Raw genomic sequence first — 17317 nt, forward strand, 5'->3', positions numbered from 1 at the left:
AAGGCCAGTAGATAAAAATCTCTGGCCTTTTTTGTATCACACTGTTTTTACCACTGCCAACGCAACCAGGCAAACAGGACGTTTCCGTTATTGTAGGTTCCAGGAATATACGTTGCTTGAAGTGAAAGCCTGTCATATTCGACTGAAACTAAAGGAAGCGGCGCGGGGATTGGAATGTAATACATATCCTTACGTGCAGTGACACTTAATGTGAAACCCGCTCCCATACGAAAACCATCAAGGTCTCCGGGGATCCACATTTTTTGGTAGGCGTAGCCACCAATAGGTTCCCAGTCATTATGTGAATCTTTGAATGCCATGGCATAAATCGCGTGCCAGTCATTATCTTCATCATAACGGTATTTACCAAAGCCGATCCCCCAAGGGCGCTCATTGTACTCATCAGTTTTCTTTTTGTCGTACATTGCACGGTTGTGCCATGTGACAGCGGGAACATACAGTTCATACTGGTCGGAATCCCAAGTGGAACTCACATTCCCTTTGAAAGTATCCCAAAGATTGGTTGATTGGTCTTGCGCAAGTGCAGGTGTTGACATGCCAAGGGAAGCGCCCAGTAGTATTGAGGCACCGATGACCCATTGTCTTTTTTTATAAACTCTCATTGAAGATCCAGTTCTTTATCGCTGATATAAATGATAATTAGCTCGCTAATGATTAGCAGATTAGCATTTTTATAATAATTATGAGCTGAATTATTTTAATTAAGATACGCCAAAGATGACAGTATTTATTCGATTGTTAAGAAAAATAATTAAATAAGACTGTCGTAACAGATTTTATACAGGTAAAAAATGTTCAAATAACAATCATTGATGAAGATTATCTTAGCCTAGTTTCACGTCATTTTGGCGTATAACTTTCCTAAAAAGCGTTAATGAGGTGATTTAAAGCTATTGTTGCTAGGTTAAGAGCGGTTTTTTATGCGTGAATTGCATCAGCAATCGATAAGCAATAATGTTGACCGAGTAGACATTTATGAGAAAAACTCTGCAAACAATGCAGAAAAGTATGACTGGAGTCAAATAAAGAGAGCGCACAATGGGATGAAATGAGGTTATAGGCGGCGTATTGACTGCCAAAGGTGTGCGACCGCACCCCGAAAAATAAGGAATTTCCTATGATGAAGCGCCAAGAACCTTTAACCGATTATCAAGCCAAATGTTTGGCCATCGCCACGGATAAATTATTATCTCCCAGACAAAAAGCCAACTTTTTAGCCATTGAGGCAGAAAGTCATATTCCCTATCTTGCAATGAGTGAGCCTTTAGCAGAAGCACTAAATGAACGCGTTATTTGCGACATGTATGAAGGGAGTGCGCCGTATAAGCCCCGTTATGTTTTACCTGATTATGCTAAATTTCTTAAGCAGGGCTCTAGCTACTTAGAGCTAGCACCTGCGGAAGATTTTGACGATGCACTGAATCATTTGATGATTATTTACAATCATGTACCTTCGGTTACTGGTTTCCCCGTTTTCCTTGGATATCTTGATAAAATATTAATGCCTTATGTGGGGGAGTATACAGAAGAGCAGCTTTATCCGAAGCTAAAACGTTTCTGGGTGATGTTGGACCGTACCTTACCTGATGCGTTTATGCATGCCAACATTGGGCCTGATGATAATCTCATTTGCCGTCTGATCTTGCGTATTGATGCAGAGTTAAAGCAAGTTGCACCAAACCTCACGTTTGTTTATCACCCGCAAAGAACCCCTGAGTCACTTTTCTTACAAGCCATTGAAAATATATGTGAATGCAGTAAACCACATATTGCCAATGACCTTGTACATAGTGCTGCATTTGATGAGCAAGGCTACGGTATTGTCAGTTGCTATAATTCTTTGCCTGTTGCAGGTGGTGGCAGCACGTTGGTGCGTATCAACTTAAGAGAAGTGGCTTTACGCAGCCAAAATTCCGATGACTTCCTACAAAATCAACTGAAAAAATATTGTGATTTACAAATGGAGCTCATCGAAACGCGCAGTGCGTTTTTATTTGAAGAGTCTAACTTCTTTCAAACCAGTTTCCTTGTGCATGAAGGGTTGATTGAACCGCAGCGTTTTGCACCGATGTTTGGTATTTTTGGTTTAGCGGAAGCCGTCAATCTGTTAATGGAAAAAGATGGGATGAAAGGCCACTATGAACCTAATTCTCCAGCCTTGCCGTTATCTTACCAAATCAGTGAACAACTGGCGGATTACGTTGAGGCAACCCCTGTTAAATATGGTTATAAACAACGGGCGATGCTGCATGCACAGTCAGGGATCAGCTCAGACATTGGCACAACGCCAGGTGCACGTTTGCCTTATGGAGAAGAGCCTGACCCCGTTTCGCATATTCAAGCTGTCGCGCCACATCATAAATATTACTTATCTGGGATCAGCGATATCTTAACTATCGATGAAACCATCAAGCAAAACCCGCAAGCGCTCTTACAGTTGTGTAAAGGGGCATTTAGCTGTGGTATGCGTGAGTTTACGGCAAATGTGGCCAGCAACGATTTAGTACGTGTCACTGGGTATATGGTGCGTTTGTCCGATATTGAAAAATTCAAGGCGGAAGGGTCGAGAAGTAATACCACGTGGTTAGGGGAAGAAGCGACAAAAAATTGCAAGATTACAGCACGGCAACAACGAGTGATTAGCCATGAGCAATCGATGCGCTACGCTGAATAAAATCATTCCGTTCTCATGTGTGGATGGGCCGGGGAACCGGCAAGTGATTTTCTTGCAAGGCTGCAATTTGCGTTGTTTGAATTGCCATAATCCATATACCATGGCGCTGTGCGATGACTGTGGGGACTGTGTGGTTACCTGTCCCCACGGGGGCTTATCAATGGTGGATGGCAAAGTCATTTGGGACAATATGGCTTGCCAGCTTTGTGATACGTGCCTGCAAACCTGCACAAAAAATTCAAGCCCAATGACAACGCCGCTCAGTGTGAGCGAGGCCATCAGTAGTTTGAATAAAAACGTGATGTTTTTAAATGGTGTGACGATAAGCGGTGGGGAAGCAACAACTCAGCTTCCCTTTATTGTTGATTTATTTAAAGCCATCAAGGCATCGCCAACACTTAACCATTTAACTTGCTTTATTGATAGCAACGGTCATCTTGCAAAAGCAGGGTGGAAGCGAGTAATAGACTATACCGACGGGGTGATGATCGATTTAAAAGCCTGGAGCGATGAATACGCACTGCGGTTAACGGGAAAAGATAACCAGCGCGTTTTTGAAACAATTCAATTATTAGCAAATGCAGGGAAATTATACGAACTGCGCTTATTGTATATTCCGCAGCAAACCGACTATCAAAAACACATTGATGCGCTGGCGGAATTACTCAATTCATTGCCATCGACAACACGAATAAAAATTAATGCATTTCAGCAGCATGGTGTTAAAAATGAAGCGGCAAATTGGCCGGCAGCAACCCAAACTGATGTAGAGGCATTTGCGGCTCAGTTGCGTGAGCGTGGCGTTGATAACATTCATTTACCCAATGTTTATTTATAAGGCATGCTAACCCTTTCAATAGAAAATCACGACTTTAAATGACTAAGTCATTAAAATTCATTCACTAACCGCTGGCATTTGTTAAATGTTATGAGACAATCAAAGCAATTTGATTGTTTGGTTTAAGATAGGTTTTAAACCAATGATATTGACGTGTTTTTTAATCAAGAAGGGGGGCCACTCATGCGAATCAACGCGTTAACCATTGCCGGAACAGACCCATCAGGTGGGGCGGGTGTCCAAGCGGACTTAAAAACTTTTTCGGCGCTTGGGGCTTATGGAACCAGCGTGATGACAGCATTGGTGGCGCAAAATACCCGTGGCGTGCAATCTGTTCAGGATTTACCTGCGCAGTTCGTGGCAGCACAATTGGACTCGGTTCTCAGTGATGTGCGCATCGATACCGCGAAAATTGGTATGTTATTTAACCAAGCCAATGTCGAGGTTGTGGCGAACGCATTGAAACAATACCCGATCCCGTTTGTTGTATTAGATACCGTGATGGTTGCAAAAAGTGGCGATCCTTTATTGTTACCTGATGCGGTTGATGCATTGCGTCAGCAATTATTACCGTTAGTTTCATTAATCACCCCAAATTTACCGGAAGCGGCGGCATTGTTAGATGAGAAAATGGCGCAAACAGAAGGTGAAATGTTAGCACAAGGCTATAAACTCCTAGAGAAGGGCTGCCAAGCGGTTCTGATGAAAGGGGGGCACTTAACAGATGCACAAAGCCCTGATTGGCTCATTACCCCACAAGGGGAATGGCGCTTTACCTCTGTGCGCATTAACACGAAAAATACACACGGTACGGGGTGCACGTTGTCTGCGGCGTTAGCGGCATTGCGCCCACGTCATCTTGACTGGCAATCAACGGTAAGTGAGGCAAAAGCTTATTTGCAAGCCGCATTAGAACAAGCGGACAGTCTAGAAGTGGGGCAAGGTATTGGTCCTGTCCATCATTTTCATTCATGGTGGTAACCAAGATGAATATCAGGAAACCCAAACAAGGCTTCCTGATATTAAACCGTTTAGGTTAATAGGTGGCATTGTGGTGGTAGCCTGCACCGTAAGGCATTTGTTTGAACTTGAAAGGTAAAGGAATCCCCGGATAACGGCTCCCCATCAAGGTTTAGCACCATATTGTGAGGGGAAGAAATTTTTACCCACGTTAAACTTTTTTCAATTAAATGCTCATTTTTATCTGTTGAAAATAAATTGCTTATTAAGGCGGGTAGCACGTCTCGTGAAGGAACAATTAATAAATCCAGTTTACCATCGTTGATGAGTGCATGCGGCGTCAGTTGTTGCCCTCCACCTGCTTGTTTCCCATTACCAATTGCGATAACCAGCGTTTCACCTTCCCACGTGAAATTTTCTGATTCAATACGGCAGATATCGGTTTTCAGTGTGTCAGGGCGTAAAAGACCATTTATCACATAAGCGGCACCACCAAGCGCGGATTTCAGTGCTTCAGGGGTTTCTGTGGTGATCCGTGTACCAAAACCGCCCGTCGCCATGTTAATAAAAAAGTATTTTTCATTAACCTGAGCAATATCAATATGAACCGCTTTACCTTTCACTGCTAGGGATAAGGCGGACTCAATATCTAACGGAATATTTGCACTGGTTGCAAAGTCATTTGCGGTGCCCATAGGAAGGATGCCTAAAGTAGGGCGCTTTTCAGCTGGAAACTGCATGAGTGTACTTGCAACTGCATTAATAGTGCCATCACCACCAGCGGCAATCACAGTGGCAATGTTATTTTCGATGGCATCGGCAATAAAATCGTGGGTGTCTTGCATTTCCCATGGAATTCGCACTGTAATTAAATAATTTTCTTGGCGCAAATGGGCGATGGCTTTACGTAAATCAGGGTTATTTGATTGCTTGCCATTGAGAATAATCATAGCTGACTGATATTTAATCATAAATACTCATCCATATGGTTTATTATCTAAAATGAGTATAAGGGGATTGCCGTTGGTAAAGGAAATATTTTATCTTTTTTACAGAAGGGAAGTCAGGGAGATAAAAGGTTTAGATAAAAGAAATGGCTAGCTCAAGGGAGATTGAGCCAGCCAAGGAGGTGGTTCCTAGTCTTATTTTATGACTTTCTAGTTCTTCGTTTTCGATAGTGACTATACGATATTGAATAACCAATTGATGTGATCTGTTGCATAAAATTGGATATTAAGTGCACTTTTCAAAGAAAATGTCAATAACGAGAATGATTCGCAAATGCGAAATGGCATTTAAAGTGAAACTGGCTTATCGATTACCCATAAAAAAGCCAAAAATTCAAATGATTAGATTGCGAATTCTTGGCTAGATAATTATGTGTTTTTTATCGAAAATTATTGATAAGTATTAGCTTGCAATGTGGTTTTCTGACTGAGTTTGGTGCGGGTCGCGTGTTGTTGTCCCTGCAAGGTTACGGATCAACAAACCAAAGTTGATATCAACATCGTCAGGAATAGGCAGATACACTACATGCCCATTACCTGGGGCGACATCGATAGCTTCACCTTTGCGATTTGTTAAGGCATCGAGGGTAAATACGATATTGCCCGCAGGTGTCATCATTTCTAAGCTATCGCCCACGCTAAATTTATTTTTAACGTCAACTTCTGCAAGGCCATTGACGCGCTTACCCGTAAATTCGCCGACAAACTGCTGGGTATCTGATACAGAATAGCCGTATTCGTAAGTTTGATAGGCATCATGGGTATGGCGGCGTAAGAAACCTTCGGTATAACCACGGTGGGCTAACCCTTCTAAGGTAGACAGTAACGTTGGGTCGAACGGTTTACCCGCAACGGCGTCATCAATTGCACGGCGATAAACCTGTGCAGTGCGCGCACAATAATAGAAAGATTTGGTACGGCCTTCGATTTTCAGTGAATGAACACCCATTTTGGTCAGGTTTTCAACATGTTCAATGGCACGAAGGTCTTTAGAGTTCATGATATAGGTGCCGTGTTCATCTTCAAACGCGGTCATATATTCGCCCGGGCGTTTGGCTTCCTCAATCATAAACACTTTATCAGTTGGCGCGCCAGCACCCAATGTTGGCGCAACGTTTTGCACGGGAATAGGCTCATGAACATGAACAATGTTGCCCACATCATCTTCTTTACCTTCTTCCACTTTGTATTCCCAGCGGCAGGCGTTGGTGCAGGTACCTTGGTTCGGGTCACGCTTATTAATGTAGCCAGATAACAGGCAACGGCCTGAATACGCCATGCACAATGCACCGTGGACGAAGACTTCCAATTCCATATCTGGCACTTGCTGGCGGATTTCTGCAATTTCTTCTAAAGACAATTCGCGGGATAAGATCACACGCGTCAGTCCCATCTGTTTCCAGAACTTTACCGATGCCCAGTTAACTGCGTTTGCTTGAACGGATAAATGAATATCCATATCAGGGAAGGCTTCACGCACCATCATAATCAGACCGGGGTCAGACATAATCAGTGCATCAGGGCACATTTCGATAACGGGTGTTAAGTCACGAATAAAGGTTTTTAATTTGGCATTATGCGGTGCGATATTTACTACCACATAAAATTTCTTACCCAGTTCATGGGCTTCTTGAATGCCTTTGGCGAGATTTTCGTGGTTAAACTCGTTATTACGAACGCGTAGGCTATAACGGGGTTGCCCTGCATAGACAGCGTCAGCGCCATAGGCGAAAGCATAGCGCATATTTTTTAATGAACCGGCAGGGGATAAAAGCTCTGGTGTAAACATGGTTTGTCTCTATCTGATATCAAGTCAGCACCATTTCAGTGGAAATGGCGTATTAAGGGCGGTGATTTTAACGCTAATTGCGTTAAAAACCAAATATCCCTTAATAAAAGTACGTCTATTTAATGTTTAAATGTCATCCCAACGATAGCCCAGTCCATAAATTGAACGAATAAACGTTTTTTCGTTATCTAATGACTCTAATTTGCGACGTAAGTTTTTTACGTGGCTATCAATTGTACGGTCTGTGACGACGCGGTGGTCATCATAGAGAATGTCGAGAAGTTGATCGCGAGAGAACACGGTACCTGCATTATCGGAAAGAAATTTGAGCAACCGAAACTCAGCAGGGGTCAGTTCAAGCAATTTTGATCCATAGCGCACTTGGAATGCATTTTCGTCAATAATCAGTTGTGTTGAATGATGGGATTGGGCTGGATCCATGGCAACTTGGCAACGGCGTAAAATAGTTTTAACACGCGCAACCACTTCCCGTGGGCTAAAAGGCTTACAAATATAGTCGTCAGCGCCAATTTCTAGCCCTAATAAGCGGTCGATTTCCTCCGTTTTTGCTGTCACCATCACGATAGGCACATCACTGAATTTACGTAATTCACGGCAAACGGATAACCCATCTAACCCAGGTAGCATTAAATCCAATAATATCAGGTCAGTATGGTTATTTTGTACATAAGGAATAACCTCATCACCGCGGCTTAATAAGGTGGGGCGGTAATTTGCCGCTTGCAGGTAATCAAATAACAGTTGGCCTAATTTAGGTTCATCTTCCACAATCAAAATATGGGCACTGTGACTTTCTGCCATGATCAAACCCCTTTTTCCTGAGATTGTATCGGTAGTGTGATAGTGATTTTGACACCGCCAAGGGATGAAGGCGCTGCGGTAATAGTCCCATTATGCGCTTCAACGATATTATAGCAAATGGCTAACCCTAAACCTGAGCCGCCACTGGCACGGTTACGGGAACCTTCAGCACGGTAAAAACGTTCGAAAATATGTTGGCATTGCAGTGCTGTTAGACCCGGTGCGCTATCTTGCCAAACGATAGACAATTGATGGTTTTGTTCCGTGACATCAAGGATAATTTGCCCCTCTGGATCAGTATAACGAAGGCTATTTTCCATCAAATTATAGAATAATTGATTAATGCGATCTGGGTCAGCAAACACGATGGCATGTTCAATAAAGTGGCGCGAAATCGTCAATTGTTGAGCTTCAATACGCCAACGTGATTGCCCGATAACCATATCCAGTAAGGGGATAATATCAATAGGTTGCTTACGGTAAATCAGCGAACCACGGTCAGAAAGCGATAGCTGATGCAAATCATTTACCAGTTTAATCAGCGTGTGGGTCTCATTGAGTAAAGAATTGATTGTTTCCGGCGTCGCTTGGCGTACTCCATCCTGCACTGCTTCTAACTCACCCCGTAAAACGGATAGCGGTGTGCGTAGTTCATGGGAAATATCCGCCATGTAATCACGGCGCATTTGCTCATTTTTTTCGAGGGTAGAGGCGAGGTGGTTGAAATCTTTCGCTAATTGGCCTAATTCGTCTCGGCCTTCTTCAGGTACGCGAGTGGTAAAGTCACCACGTGCTAATTGGTTAGTGCCTTCAAGTAAACGTTTGATTGGTTTTAAAAAGCTGCGAGCTAGAAAAATAGTGGCAACCAGCGCCACAAACAGGGACAGCCCCGCAATCACCCAGCTGGTATACAGCTGTTTGCTGTCAAAGCGGCGGTCAAGGGCGCTACTGATACCATCTTCATAGCTGGCAACCAGCCAACCCACGGTTTTCCCGTCATCGGTGACGATAGGTTCTCGGATCACTTTACTCGGCAGTGGCGCATCGTTACCAAAAATCAGTCTATCTTGGGTGTCATAGACCCAAAATATCGTCCGCCAGCGTTGGCGCATGGGGCCGCGGTGTTGTTGGTGTTCAACTGAGCGCAAAATACGGAAAAAAGTGCGCTCATCACCAAGTAAAAAACGCCAATTTCCTGTTTCTTGATATTGTTCCGCAAGGGCTGCGGATACCTGCTCGACTCGTTGTTGGTCATTTTCTTTAATATAATCAACAAAACCATGTTGGAAACTCATGCGCACGCCTTGGTGCATGATCACCACAAGCAGCAAACAGGTGGCAAAGATAGCCAGAAATAGGCGGGTACTCACACTGTTAAACCTAAGCTTCATGGCGTTTCTCCGTTTTAAGGCGTGACGCTGTTTTTCTGCTTGCCCAACGCTGTCTTAAGCTATCAAAGCTTAAATAGACCACGGGGGTGGTGAAGAGGGTGAGCAGCTGGCTCATGATCAAACCACCGACGATGGTTATACCTAGAGGTTGGCGTAATTCTGCGCCATCCCCGCTACCTAAAACTAAGGGTAAAGCACCAAAAATTGCCGCCAATGTGGTCATTAAAATTGGGCGAAAACGCAACAAGCTGGCGCGAAAAATGGCTTCTCGAGCCGTTAAGCCCGCGGTTCGTTGGGCTTGGATCGCAAAGTCCACCATGATGATGGCATTTTTCTTCACGATACCAATAAGCAACATGATGCCAATTAAGGCGATTAAACTAAATGGTGTATCAAATAATTCTAAGGCTAATAATGCACCGACCCCCGCAGAGGGTAAGGTAGACAAAATCGTCAGCGGATGAATGTAGCTTTCATACAGAATACCGAGTACTAAGTAAACTGTAACGATGGCAGCTAGAATTAAAAATAGCTGAGATTTCAAGGTTTCTTGGAAAACCTGCGCGGTACCGGCAAAGGTGCCTCGTACAGTCGAAGGCACGCCAAGGGCTGTCATGGTTTTTTCAATTTCCACCATCGCATCATTTAGTGTGTAGCCATCTGCCACGTTAAAACCGATGGTGGATGCGGCAGATAACCCTTGGTGATTCACACTAAGTGGCGCATTGGCAGGTTGCCAACGGGCAAAGTAGGCGAGGGGGATAGCTTGCCCGGTTTTGTTAATCACAAACATTTTGTCAAGAGCACTGACATCTTGGGTATATTCAGGAGCGACTTCCATCACCACTTTATATTGGTTCATGGCTTCATAGATGGTGGAAACTTGGCGTTGACCAAAGGCGTTATTCAACAAGCTGTTGGCTTCACGTACGTCGATCCCTAATTGTGCCATTAGGTCTCTGTCATAAGTGATGGCCATTTCCGCGCCTTTGTCTTCTTTATCGGAGTTCACGTCGGTTAACTGTGGTAGTTCGCCTAATGCTTTACGGATTGCAGGCTCCCAATCTCTTAGTGCATTGAGCTCATCGGCAAGCAAGGTAAATTGGTAGCTGGCATTTGCTTGGCGGCCGCCGACACGGATATCTTGTACCGGCATCATAAACAAGTTTGCCCCCGGCTCATTGGCAAGTTTGGCACGTAAACGGTTGATAACAGTCGCTGAGTTTTCGGTACGCTCCCCAAGTGGTTTCAGAGAGATATACATAAAGCCACTGTTAACGCGGCTACCACCTGTAAAACCCGTCACATTATCGATTGCTGGGTCTTCTTTAACCTGCTCCATAAAGCGGGTCATTTTTTCTTTCATCGATTGGAACGAGATACTTTGGTCAGCACGGACAAAGCCCAAAACACGGCCTGTATCTTGTTCAGGGAAAAAGGCTTTAGGAACAGTAATATATAAATAAACATTGAGGCCAATAGTGGCAAACAAAATGGCTAATACGCTGCGACGGTGGTTTAACACCCAGTTTAGTGCAACGCCATAGCGTTCTTGAATCCACAGCAAAATACGTCCAAAACCACGGTATTTGGCCTTAACTTTTTTACGCTGCTTTTTGAGCAAATAGGCACACATCATCGGGGTCAGGGTGAGAGATACAACCAACGAGATCCCAATAGCGGTCGCAAGGGTGATTGCAAACTCACGGAAAAGCCGCCCAACCAATCCATCCATTAAGAGGAGTGGGATAAACACCGCCACTAAGGAGATACTCATGGAAACCACAGTAAAACCGACTTCGTGTACCCCTTTGACAGCGGCCATAAAGGGCTTCATACCATTTTCAATATGACGGGAGATATTCTCCAGAACCACTATGGCATCATCGACCACAAAGCCGGTGGCAACAGTTAACGCCATCAATGAAAGATTGTTAAGGCTAAAGCCACATAAATACATGGCAGTAAAAGTCCCAATTAATGAAACGGGCACGGCAATAGCAGGAATTAAGGTGGCACGCCCAGAGCGCAGGAATAGTAGAACCACTAAAATGACCAGCGCGACGGCGATTAACAGGGCGCGTTCCACTTCCGCAAGGGAAGCGCGAATGGTCGGCGTCCTATCTTGTGCGACTTTGAGGTCAATAGCGGCGGGGATCATATCTCTAAATTCGGGGATTTCAGCCCGTATACGGTTGACGGTTTCAATGATATTGGCACCCGCTTCACGGCGAATAACAATCAAGATAGCCGGCTTGCCATCAGCCATACCCGCGGCACGAACGTTTTCAATGGAATCTTTTACATTGGCGACATCACTGAGCTTAACCGCATTACCTGCCTTATAGTGGACAATAATAGGGCGATAATCGGCGGCTTTTTTCAGCTCATCGTTAGTTTGGACCTGATAGCGTTTTTCGTTATCGTTAATATAGCCTTGGGGTTGACGTACGTTAGCGCTGCTAATGGCTGAGCGCACGGCATCAAGGGAGACACCTTGGTTGAATAAAGCGGTTGGGTTTAATTCGACACGCACAGCGGGAAGGGAGCCCCCGCCCACAGACACTTCACTGACCCCTTCAATTTGCGCAATGCGCTGGGCAAGGCGCGTTGAGGCGATATCATAAATTTCCCCCGTCCCCATAGTTTGCGATGTCATGGTTAAAATCATGATAGGCGCATCGGATGGGTTCGATTTGTAGTAACGCGGACGGCTCGGCATGCCGCTAGGTAACAGGGTTTGGGCGGCATTAATGGCGGCTTGGACTTCACGGGCCGCGTTATTGATATCTTTATCGAGGTTAAATTCAAGGGTAATGGTGGTGCGACCCAGCGCGCTGCTTGAGGTCATCTCGCTGATCCCTGCGATACTGCCTAATGAGCGTTCTAAAGGGGTTGCAACAGAAGATGCCATGGTTTCAGGTGATGCCCCAGGAAGTGACGCTGTCACGTTAATCACGGGGTAGTCCACTTGGGGAAGCGGCGCGACAGGCAAAAAGAGAAAGCTTAATGCACCGCACAAGGTAATAGCCACACTAATCAGCGTGGTGGCAACGGGGCGGCTAATAAACAGGGCAAAAAAGCGTTTCATTACGACACCTGCGTCTTATTCATTTGACGGCGTGCTTTTAAGTAATGTGACAAACGGTCAAATAACAAATAAATAACTGGGGTAGTGAACAGCGTTAAGATCTGGCTCATAATCAAACCGCCTACCATACAAATCCCCAGTGGTTGGCGCAATTCAGCCCCGACACCCGTACTGAGCATTAATGGCAATGCACCTAGCAGCGCAGCCATAGTTGTCATCAATATTGGGCGGAAACGTAATAAACAAGCTTGATAAATGGCATCATATGGCGACATGCCTTGCTCTCGTTCTGCGGCGAGTGCAAAGTCAATCATCATGATGGCGTTCTTTTTCACGATACCAATCAATAAGATAATCCCTATTACCGCGATCACATCGAGGTCTTTTCCTGCCATCATTAAGGCAAGAAGTGCCCCCACGCCTGCAGTCGGTAAGGTGGAAAGAATGGTAATTGGGTGAATAAAACTTTCGTATAAGATACCCAGTACGATATACATCGCCACAATCGCGGCTGCGATTAACCAAATGGTACTGCTTAAGGCGGCTTCAAAGGCTAACGTTGCACCTTGGAATTGTGTGGTGATGGATTTTGGCATCGAAATTTGTGATTCTGCGTGCTTAACCGCGTTGACGGCAGATTCCAGAGATGCACCATCGGCCACATTAAATGAGAAGGTAACGGCTGGGAATTGGTCAAGATGATTAATCGCTAATGAGCCATAACCTTCTTGAATATTCACTAAGGTGCTCAGTGGCACAATGGCGCCATCAGTGCCTTTTAAGCGAATATCATTCAGGGCATCCATGCCATCACGAGTTTGCGTATCATGCTCTAAAATAACGCGATATTGATTCGATTGGGTGTAAATGGTCGAGATCATGCGCTGACCAAAGGCATTGTACAGCGCGTTATCGATGGATGACATGGTAATGCCAAAACGGCTTGCCGTATCACGGTTAACATTCACGTAAGCGACTAACCCTTTATTTTGCCAATCGCTACTCACGTCGGTCAATTCAGGCTGCTGCTCTAATTCACTCATCAACTTAGGTACCCACGTCGACAACTCGTCGAGAGTACCGGCTTGCAGGGTGAATTGATATTGAGTACGAGCAACTTGCGTATCGATAGTTAAATCTTGCATTGGTTGCAGGTATAAATTCACCCCAGCAATGTTATCAACGGATTGTTGCAAGCGAGCAATAATGGCCACCACGCGATCTTCACGGTCATCAAGGGGCTTTAAGGTGATTTGAATGCGTGCGTTATTCAGTGTTGCGTTTGTGCCATCAACACCAACGTAGGTTGTGACGTTGTCAACCGCAGGGTCGGCAAGGAGCTTGTTTGCAACTTCTTGCTGTTTTTGCGCCATCGCAGAAAACGAAATGGACTGCCGACTTTCAATAGAGCCTTGAATAATGCCGCTATCTTGCAATGGGAAGAAGCCTTTTGGGATCCACATATACAGCAAAACGGTAAGCACCATGGTGCCGAGTGCAACGGACAGCGTGAGCCACTGGTGGTTTAAAATTCGCTTCAGCCAAACGGCATAACCAGCCACCATGCGGTCAAAGAATCGCTCACACGCTAACTCAAAACGGTTATGTTTATGCTGAGATTCGGGCTTTAATAACCGTGCGCACATCATCGGGGTTAGGGTGAGGGACACCACCGCTGAAATTAAAATAGCGACAGCAAGGGTAATGGCAAACTCACGGAATAAGCGGCCAACAATATCCCCCATAAACAGCAGCGGGATTAATACTGCGACAAGGGAGAAGGTCAGGGAGATAATGGTAAAACCGATTTCACCTGCGCCTTTTAATGCGGCAACCAGCGGTTTATCCCCTTTTTCTAAATAGCGGGAGATATTTTCGATCACCACAATCGCATCGTCCACCACAAAGCCAGTGGCGATGGTTAGCGCCATTAACGTCAAGTTATTCACGGAAAATCCGCAAAAATACATCACTGCAAAGGTGCCCACTAATGAAAGGGGAACCGCAATACCGGGAATTAACGTGGCAATACCGTTGCGTAAAAAGAGATAAATAACCATCACAACCAGCGCGATAGCTAACATCAACTCAAATTGCACGTCGTTGACTGACGCGCGAATGGTACTGGTTCTATCCGTTAAAATATCAACATTAACGGATTTAGGCAGGCTTTCAATCAGCTCAGGCAATAATGCACGGATAGTATCTGTGGTTTCAATAACGTTCGCACCAGGTTGGCGCTGAACGTTAATCACGATAGCTTGCTCGTTGTTTGCCCATGCCCCCAAATAGGCATTTTCAGCACCTTCTTTAATGGTCGCAATGTCCCCAAGGCGCACCGGTGCGCCATTTTGGAATGCCACAATTAACTTGCGGTAATCATCAAGGGATTTCATTTGGTCATTGGCAGAAAGAGTTACTGCGCGTGTTGGACCGTCAAAACTTCCTTTGGCAGAGTTGACGTTAGCATTATTAATGGCGACACGGATGGTTTCGCTGTCCAGCCCTTTGGCGGCCATCGCCTGTGGGTTCAGGTTCACACGGACAGCGGGGCGCTGACCACCCGCGAGCGTCACTAAACCAACGCCATTAACTTGGGAAATCTTCTGTGCAATACGCGTTTCAATAATATCTTGCACCTGCGTGAGTGGCATCGCATCGGATGTTACTGCCAGCGTTAAAACAGGCGGATCCGCAGGGTTCACTTTATTATAAATCGGTGGATAAGGTAAATCCGATGGAAGTAGACTGCTGGCGGAATTAATTGCAGCTTGCACTTCTTGCTCGGCAACTTCTAATGGCAATGAAAGTTGGAACATCAAGGTGATGACGGACGCGCCACCTGAGCTTTGGGATGACATCTGTTTCAAACCTGACATCTGCCCAAACTGGGTTTCAAGGGGAGCGGTAACCGCCGAGGTCATGACATCAGGGCTTGCACCGGGGTACAGGGTTACAACCTGAATTGTTGGGTAATCGACCTCAGGTAAGGCGGAAACAGGTAAGAAGCGATAGCCAATGATCCCTGCCAGTAAAATAGCCACCATAAATAAGGTGGTGGCGACAGGGCGCAAGATAAATAGGCGAGAAGGGCCGCCGCCTTTCAACATTTCAGGCCGCATTACGCTTTCTCCGCGCTAGACGGTTTACCTTTGCGAGGTTCTTTGTCTTTTTTGGCTAGGCTTTCAGGGGTAACGACCTCAACGGTGGTACCATCTGTGAGTTTATCAACGCCGTCTGTAATGACTTTTGTATTAGCAGCTAAACCACTTTCAATCACCACTTGTTGGCTGTCTTGTATGCCCACAGTTACGGTATGCTTGCTGACTTTGTTATCATCACTGAGGATCCACACATAATGGCCTTCATTACCCATTTGCAATGCGGCGGTAGGGATAACCACGGCATTTTGCAGGGTTTCGACCTGCATCTTCACATTAACAAATTGGTTCGGGAACAATTTTTGTTCTTCATTGGTGAAGCGTGCTTTAATTTTTAATGTGCCTGTCGCGGCATCAATTTGGTTATCGGTACTGAGCAATTCGCCGCGGGCAATCAGTGCAATATTATTACGGTCCCACGCTTCAATCAGCACATTTTTACTGGCTGCTTGGGCTTGTTGGATTGCTGGGATGTCCCCTTCAGGTAACGCAAAAAGCACATCCGCAGGTTGAGTTTGGGTGATCACCACAATCGGCGTTGACGTCCCTGACGAAACAAAATTCCCCACATCCACTTGTTTTAACCCTACGCGACCTGAGATAGGGGCGGTGATTTTGCTGTAAGTTAATTGCAGTTTGGCGCTGTCGACGGCGGCTTGGTCAACTTTAATACTGCCTTGGGCTTGCAATACTAACGCACGCTGGTTATCCAGTTCTTGTTGTGAAATGACTTTTGTACCTGCTAATTTCTGGTAGCGCGCTAAATCCAATTGGGCATTGGCAAGTGTTGCTTTATCTTTTGCGAGCTGGCCTTCTGCTTGGGCTAATTGTACTTCAAACGGGCGAGGGTCAATCTGTGCAAGTAAGTCTCCTGCATTGACATATTGCCCTTCGGTAAAATAGAGCTTCATCAATTGCCCTTCAACGCGGCTGGTGACGGTCACTACATTGGCCGCTTGAACTGTTCCTAAGCCCGATAAAAACCGTGGAACGACTTTTTGTTCTGCAACAGCAAATTGTACAGGTGCTAACACGCGAGGTGGACGCCCCATTGCACTGCGTTGAGAGTTGGGTTTGGCAACTGTGCTTGAGTTAGGCGTATCTGCAGTTTTTTCTTGGTTGTAAAAATACCAAGTGGCTCCGGCTGCCACAATGATGGCAACAAAAATAGCAGAGCGAGTAAAAGATTTGCGGCGATTTTGCTTATTCATTTTTGGTCATTCGCTTAACTCAAAAGAGTGGATAAAATTAGTCTGGCTTTGAGGCAAAAAACTAACTGAAAAGAGTCAGTTACACATACTAATAGTTTAGCCTGATAGGTACAAAGAAAAATGGAGGAATTATGAATAAGTGTCAATTTATGTGGCGGAAAACACAGGGATTTGTCATGTAAAACGGACAAATTATTTTTAGGACAATCTCTAATATTTTAAATGAGAAAAATTATCATTTAAATTCAGTGGATTAGGTTTTTCTAATATAATTTGGATATGAATTATATCAGTTTATATAAACATAAAATTAGTTAAAAAAGAGCAGAAATAATATTGTGTCAGTGTGCAC

Annotated in this window: 11 protein-coding genes; 3 read left to right on the forward strand and 8 right to left on the reverse strand. The window is 45.0% G+C overall.

Annotation, left to right across the window (positions count from 1 at the left end; all coding sequences use genetic code 11):
* Window positions 1-47: 47 nt before the first annotated feature.
* A complete protein-coding gene (gene pagP, locus J6836_RS05350) occupies window positions 48-623 on the reverse strand; it encodes a lipid IV(A) palmitoyltransferase PagP (RefSeq protein WP_219247472.1) in 576 nt (191 codons plus the stop codon).
* A 515-nt stretch (window positions 624-1138) separates the two neighbouring features.
* Here pagP and J6836_RS05355 point away from each other — a divergent pair.
* The 3 genes from J6836_RS05355 (at window position 1139) to thiD (ending at window position 4514) form a co-directional block, all read left to right on the forward strand.
* A complete protein-coding gene (locus J6836_RS05355; protein WP_255586328.1) occupies window positions 1139-2695 on the forward strand; it encodes a YjjI family glycine radical enzyme in 1557 nt (518 codons plus the stop codon).
* Complete coding sequence (locus J6836_RS05360; protein ID WP_219247475.1) at window positions 2667-3533, forward strand: YjjW family glycine radical enzyme activase; 867 nt, start codon at window positions 2667-2669, stop codon at window positions 3531-3533. The genes J6836_RS05355 and J6836_RS05360 overlap by 29 nt, the downstream gene beginning before the upstream one ends.
* 183 nt (window positions 3534-3716) lie before the next feature.
* A complete protein-coding gene (gene thiD, locus J6836_RS05365; RefSeq protein ID WP_219247476.1) occupies window positions 3717-4514 on the forward strand; it encodes a bifunctional hydroxymethylpyrimidine kinase/phosphomethylpyrimidine kinase in 798 nt (265 codons plus the stop codon).
* 50 nt (window positions 4515-4564) lie between these two features.
* On the opposite strand, the gene yegS is transcribed toward thiD, so the two are convergent.
* From yegS to J6836_RS05400, 7 genes are all read right to left on the reverse strand, one after another.
* Entirely contained in the window at window positions 4565-5464 is a 900-nt protein-coding gene (gene yegS, locus J6836_RS05370; protein ID WP_219247478.1) for a lipid kinase YegS, read from the reverse strand.
* A gap of 439 nt (window positions 5465-5903) precedes the next feature.
* Window positions 5904-7289 carry a prephenate-dependent tRNA uridine(34) hydroxylase TrhP gene (trhP, locus tag J6836_RS05375; protein WP_219247481.1) on the reverse strand — a complete coding sequence of 462 codons (1386 nt, stop codon included), beginning with the start codon at window positions 7287-7289 and terminating at the stop codon, window positions 5904-5906.
* A gap of 126 nt (window positions 7290-7415) precedes the next feature.
* Entirely contained in the window at window positions 7416-8111 is a 696-nt protein-coding gene (gene baeR, locus J6836_RS05380; RefSeq protein ID WP_219247483.1) for a two-component system response regulator BaeR, read from the reverse strand.
* A 2-nt stretch (window positions 8112-8113) separates the two neighbouring features.
* The gene (baeS, locus tag J6836_RS05385; protein ID WP_219247485.1) at window positions 8114-9502 is read right to left on the reverse strand and encodes a two-component system sensor histidine kinase BaeS; all 1389 of its coding nucleotides are present in this window, start codon (window positions 9500-9502) and stop codon (window positions 8114-8116) included.
* Window positions 9492-12593 (reverse strand): multidrug efflux RND transporter permease subunit MdtC, encoded by a 3102-nt coding sequence (mdtC, locus tag J6836_RS05390; RefSeq protein ID WP_219247487.1) that lies wholly within the window; start codon window positions 12591-12593, stop codon window positions 9492-9494. The genes baeS and mdtC overlap by 11 nt, the downstream gene beginning before the upstream one ends.
* Window positions 12593-15715 carry an MdtB/MuxB family multidrug efflux RND transporter permease subunit gene (locus J6836_RS05395; RefSeq protein WP_219247489.1) on the reverse strand — a complete coding sequence of 1041 codons (3123 nt, stop codon included), beginning with the start codon at window positions 15713-15715 and terminating at the stop codon, window positions 12593-12595. Before J6836_RS05395 ends, mdtC begins: the two co-directional genes overlap by 1 nt.
* Window positions 15715-16965: an MdtA/MuxA family multidrug efflux RND transporter periplasmic adaptor subunit gene (locus tag J6836_RS05400; protein ID WP_219247491.1), complete on the reverse strand. Its 1251-nt coding sequence runs from the start codon at window positions 16963-16965 to the stop codon at window positions 15715-15717. The genes J6836_RS05395 and J6836_RS05400 overlap by 1 nt, the downstream gene beginning before the upstream one ends.
* Window positions 16966-17317: the final 352 nt, after the last annotated feature.

Origin of the sequence: Providencia sp. R33, assembly GCF_019343475.1 — a bacterium.
Lineage (GTDB): Bacteria > Pseudomonadota > Gammaproteobacteria > Enterobacterales > Enterobacteriaceae > Providencia.

Excerpts from the sequence above, each read along its gene's own strand:
- yegS (WP_219247478.1), bottom strand. The coding sequence starts at position 5,464 with ATGATTAAATATCAGTCAGCTATGATTATTCTCAATGGCAAGCAATCA.
- J6836_RS05400 (WP_219247491.1), bottom strand. The coding sequence starts at position 16,965 with ATGAATAAGCAAAATCGCCGCAAATCTTTTACTCGCTCTGCTATTTTT.
- baeR (WP_219247483.1), bottom strand. The coding sequence starts at position 8,111 with ATGGCAGAAAGTCACAGTGCCCATATTTTGATTGTGGAAGATGAACCT.
- J6836_RS05355 (WP_255586328.1), top strand. The coding sequence starts at position 1,139 with ATGATGAAGCGCCAAGAACCTTTAACCGATTATCAAGCCAAATGTTTG.
- mdtC (WP_219247487.1), bottom strand. The coding sequence starts at position 12,593 with ATGAAACGCTTTTTTGCCCTGTTTATTAGCCGCCCCGTTGCCACCACG.
- J6836_RS05395 (WP_219247489.1), bottom strand. The coding sequence starts at position 15,715 with ATGCGGCCTGAAATGTTGAAAGGCGGCGGCCCTTCTCGCCTATTTATC.
- trhP (WP_219247481.1), bottom strand. The coding sequence starts at position 7,289 with ATGTTTACACCAGAGCTTTTATCCCCTGCCGGTTCATTAAAAAATATG.
- baeS (WP_219247485.1), bottom strand. The coding sequence starts at position 9,502 with ATGAAGCTTAGGTTTAACAGTGTGAGTACCCGCCTATTTCTGGCTATC.
- thiD (WP_219247476.1), top strand. The coding sequence starts at position 3,717 with ATGCGAATCAACGCGTTAACCATTGCCGGAACAGACCCATCAGGTGGG.
- J6836_RS05360 (WP_219247475.1), top strand. The coding sequence starts at position 2,667 with ATGAGCAATCGATGCGCTACGCTGAATAAAATCATTCCGTTCTCATGT.
- pagP (WP_219247472.1), bottom strand. The coding sequence starts at position 623 with ATGAGAGTTTATAAAAAAAGACAATGGGTCATCGGTGCCTCAATACTA.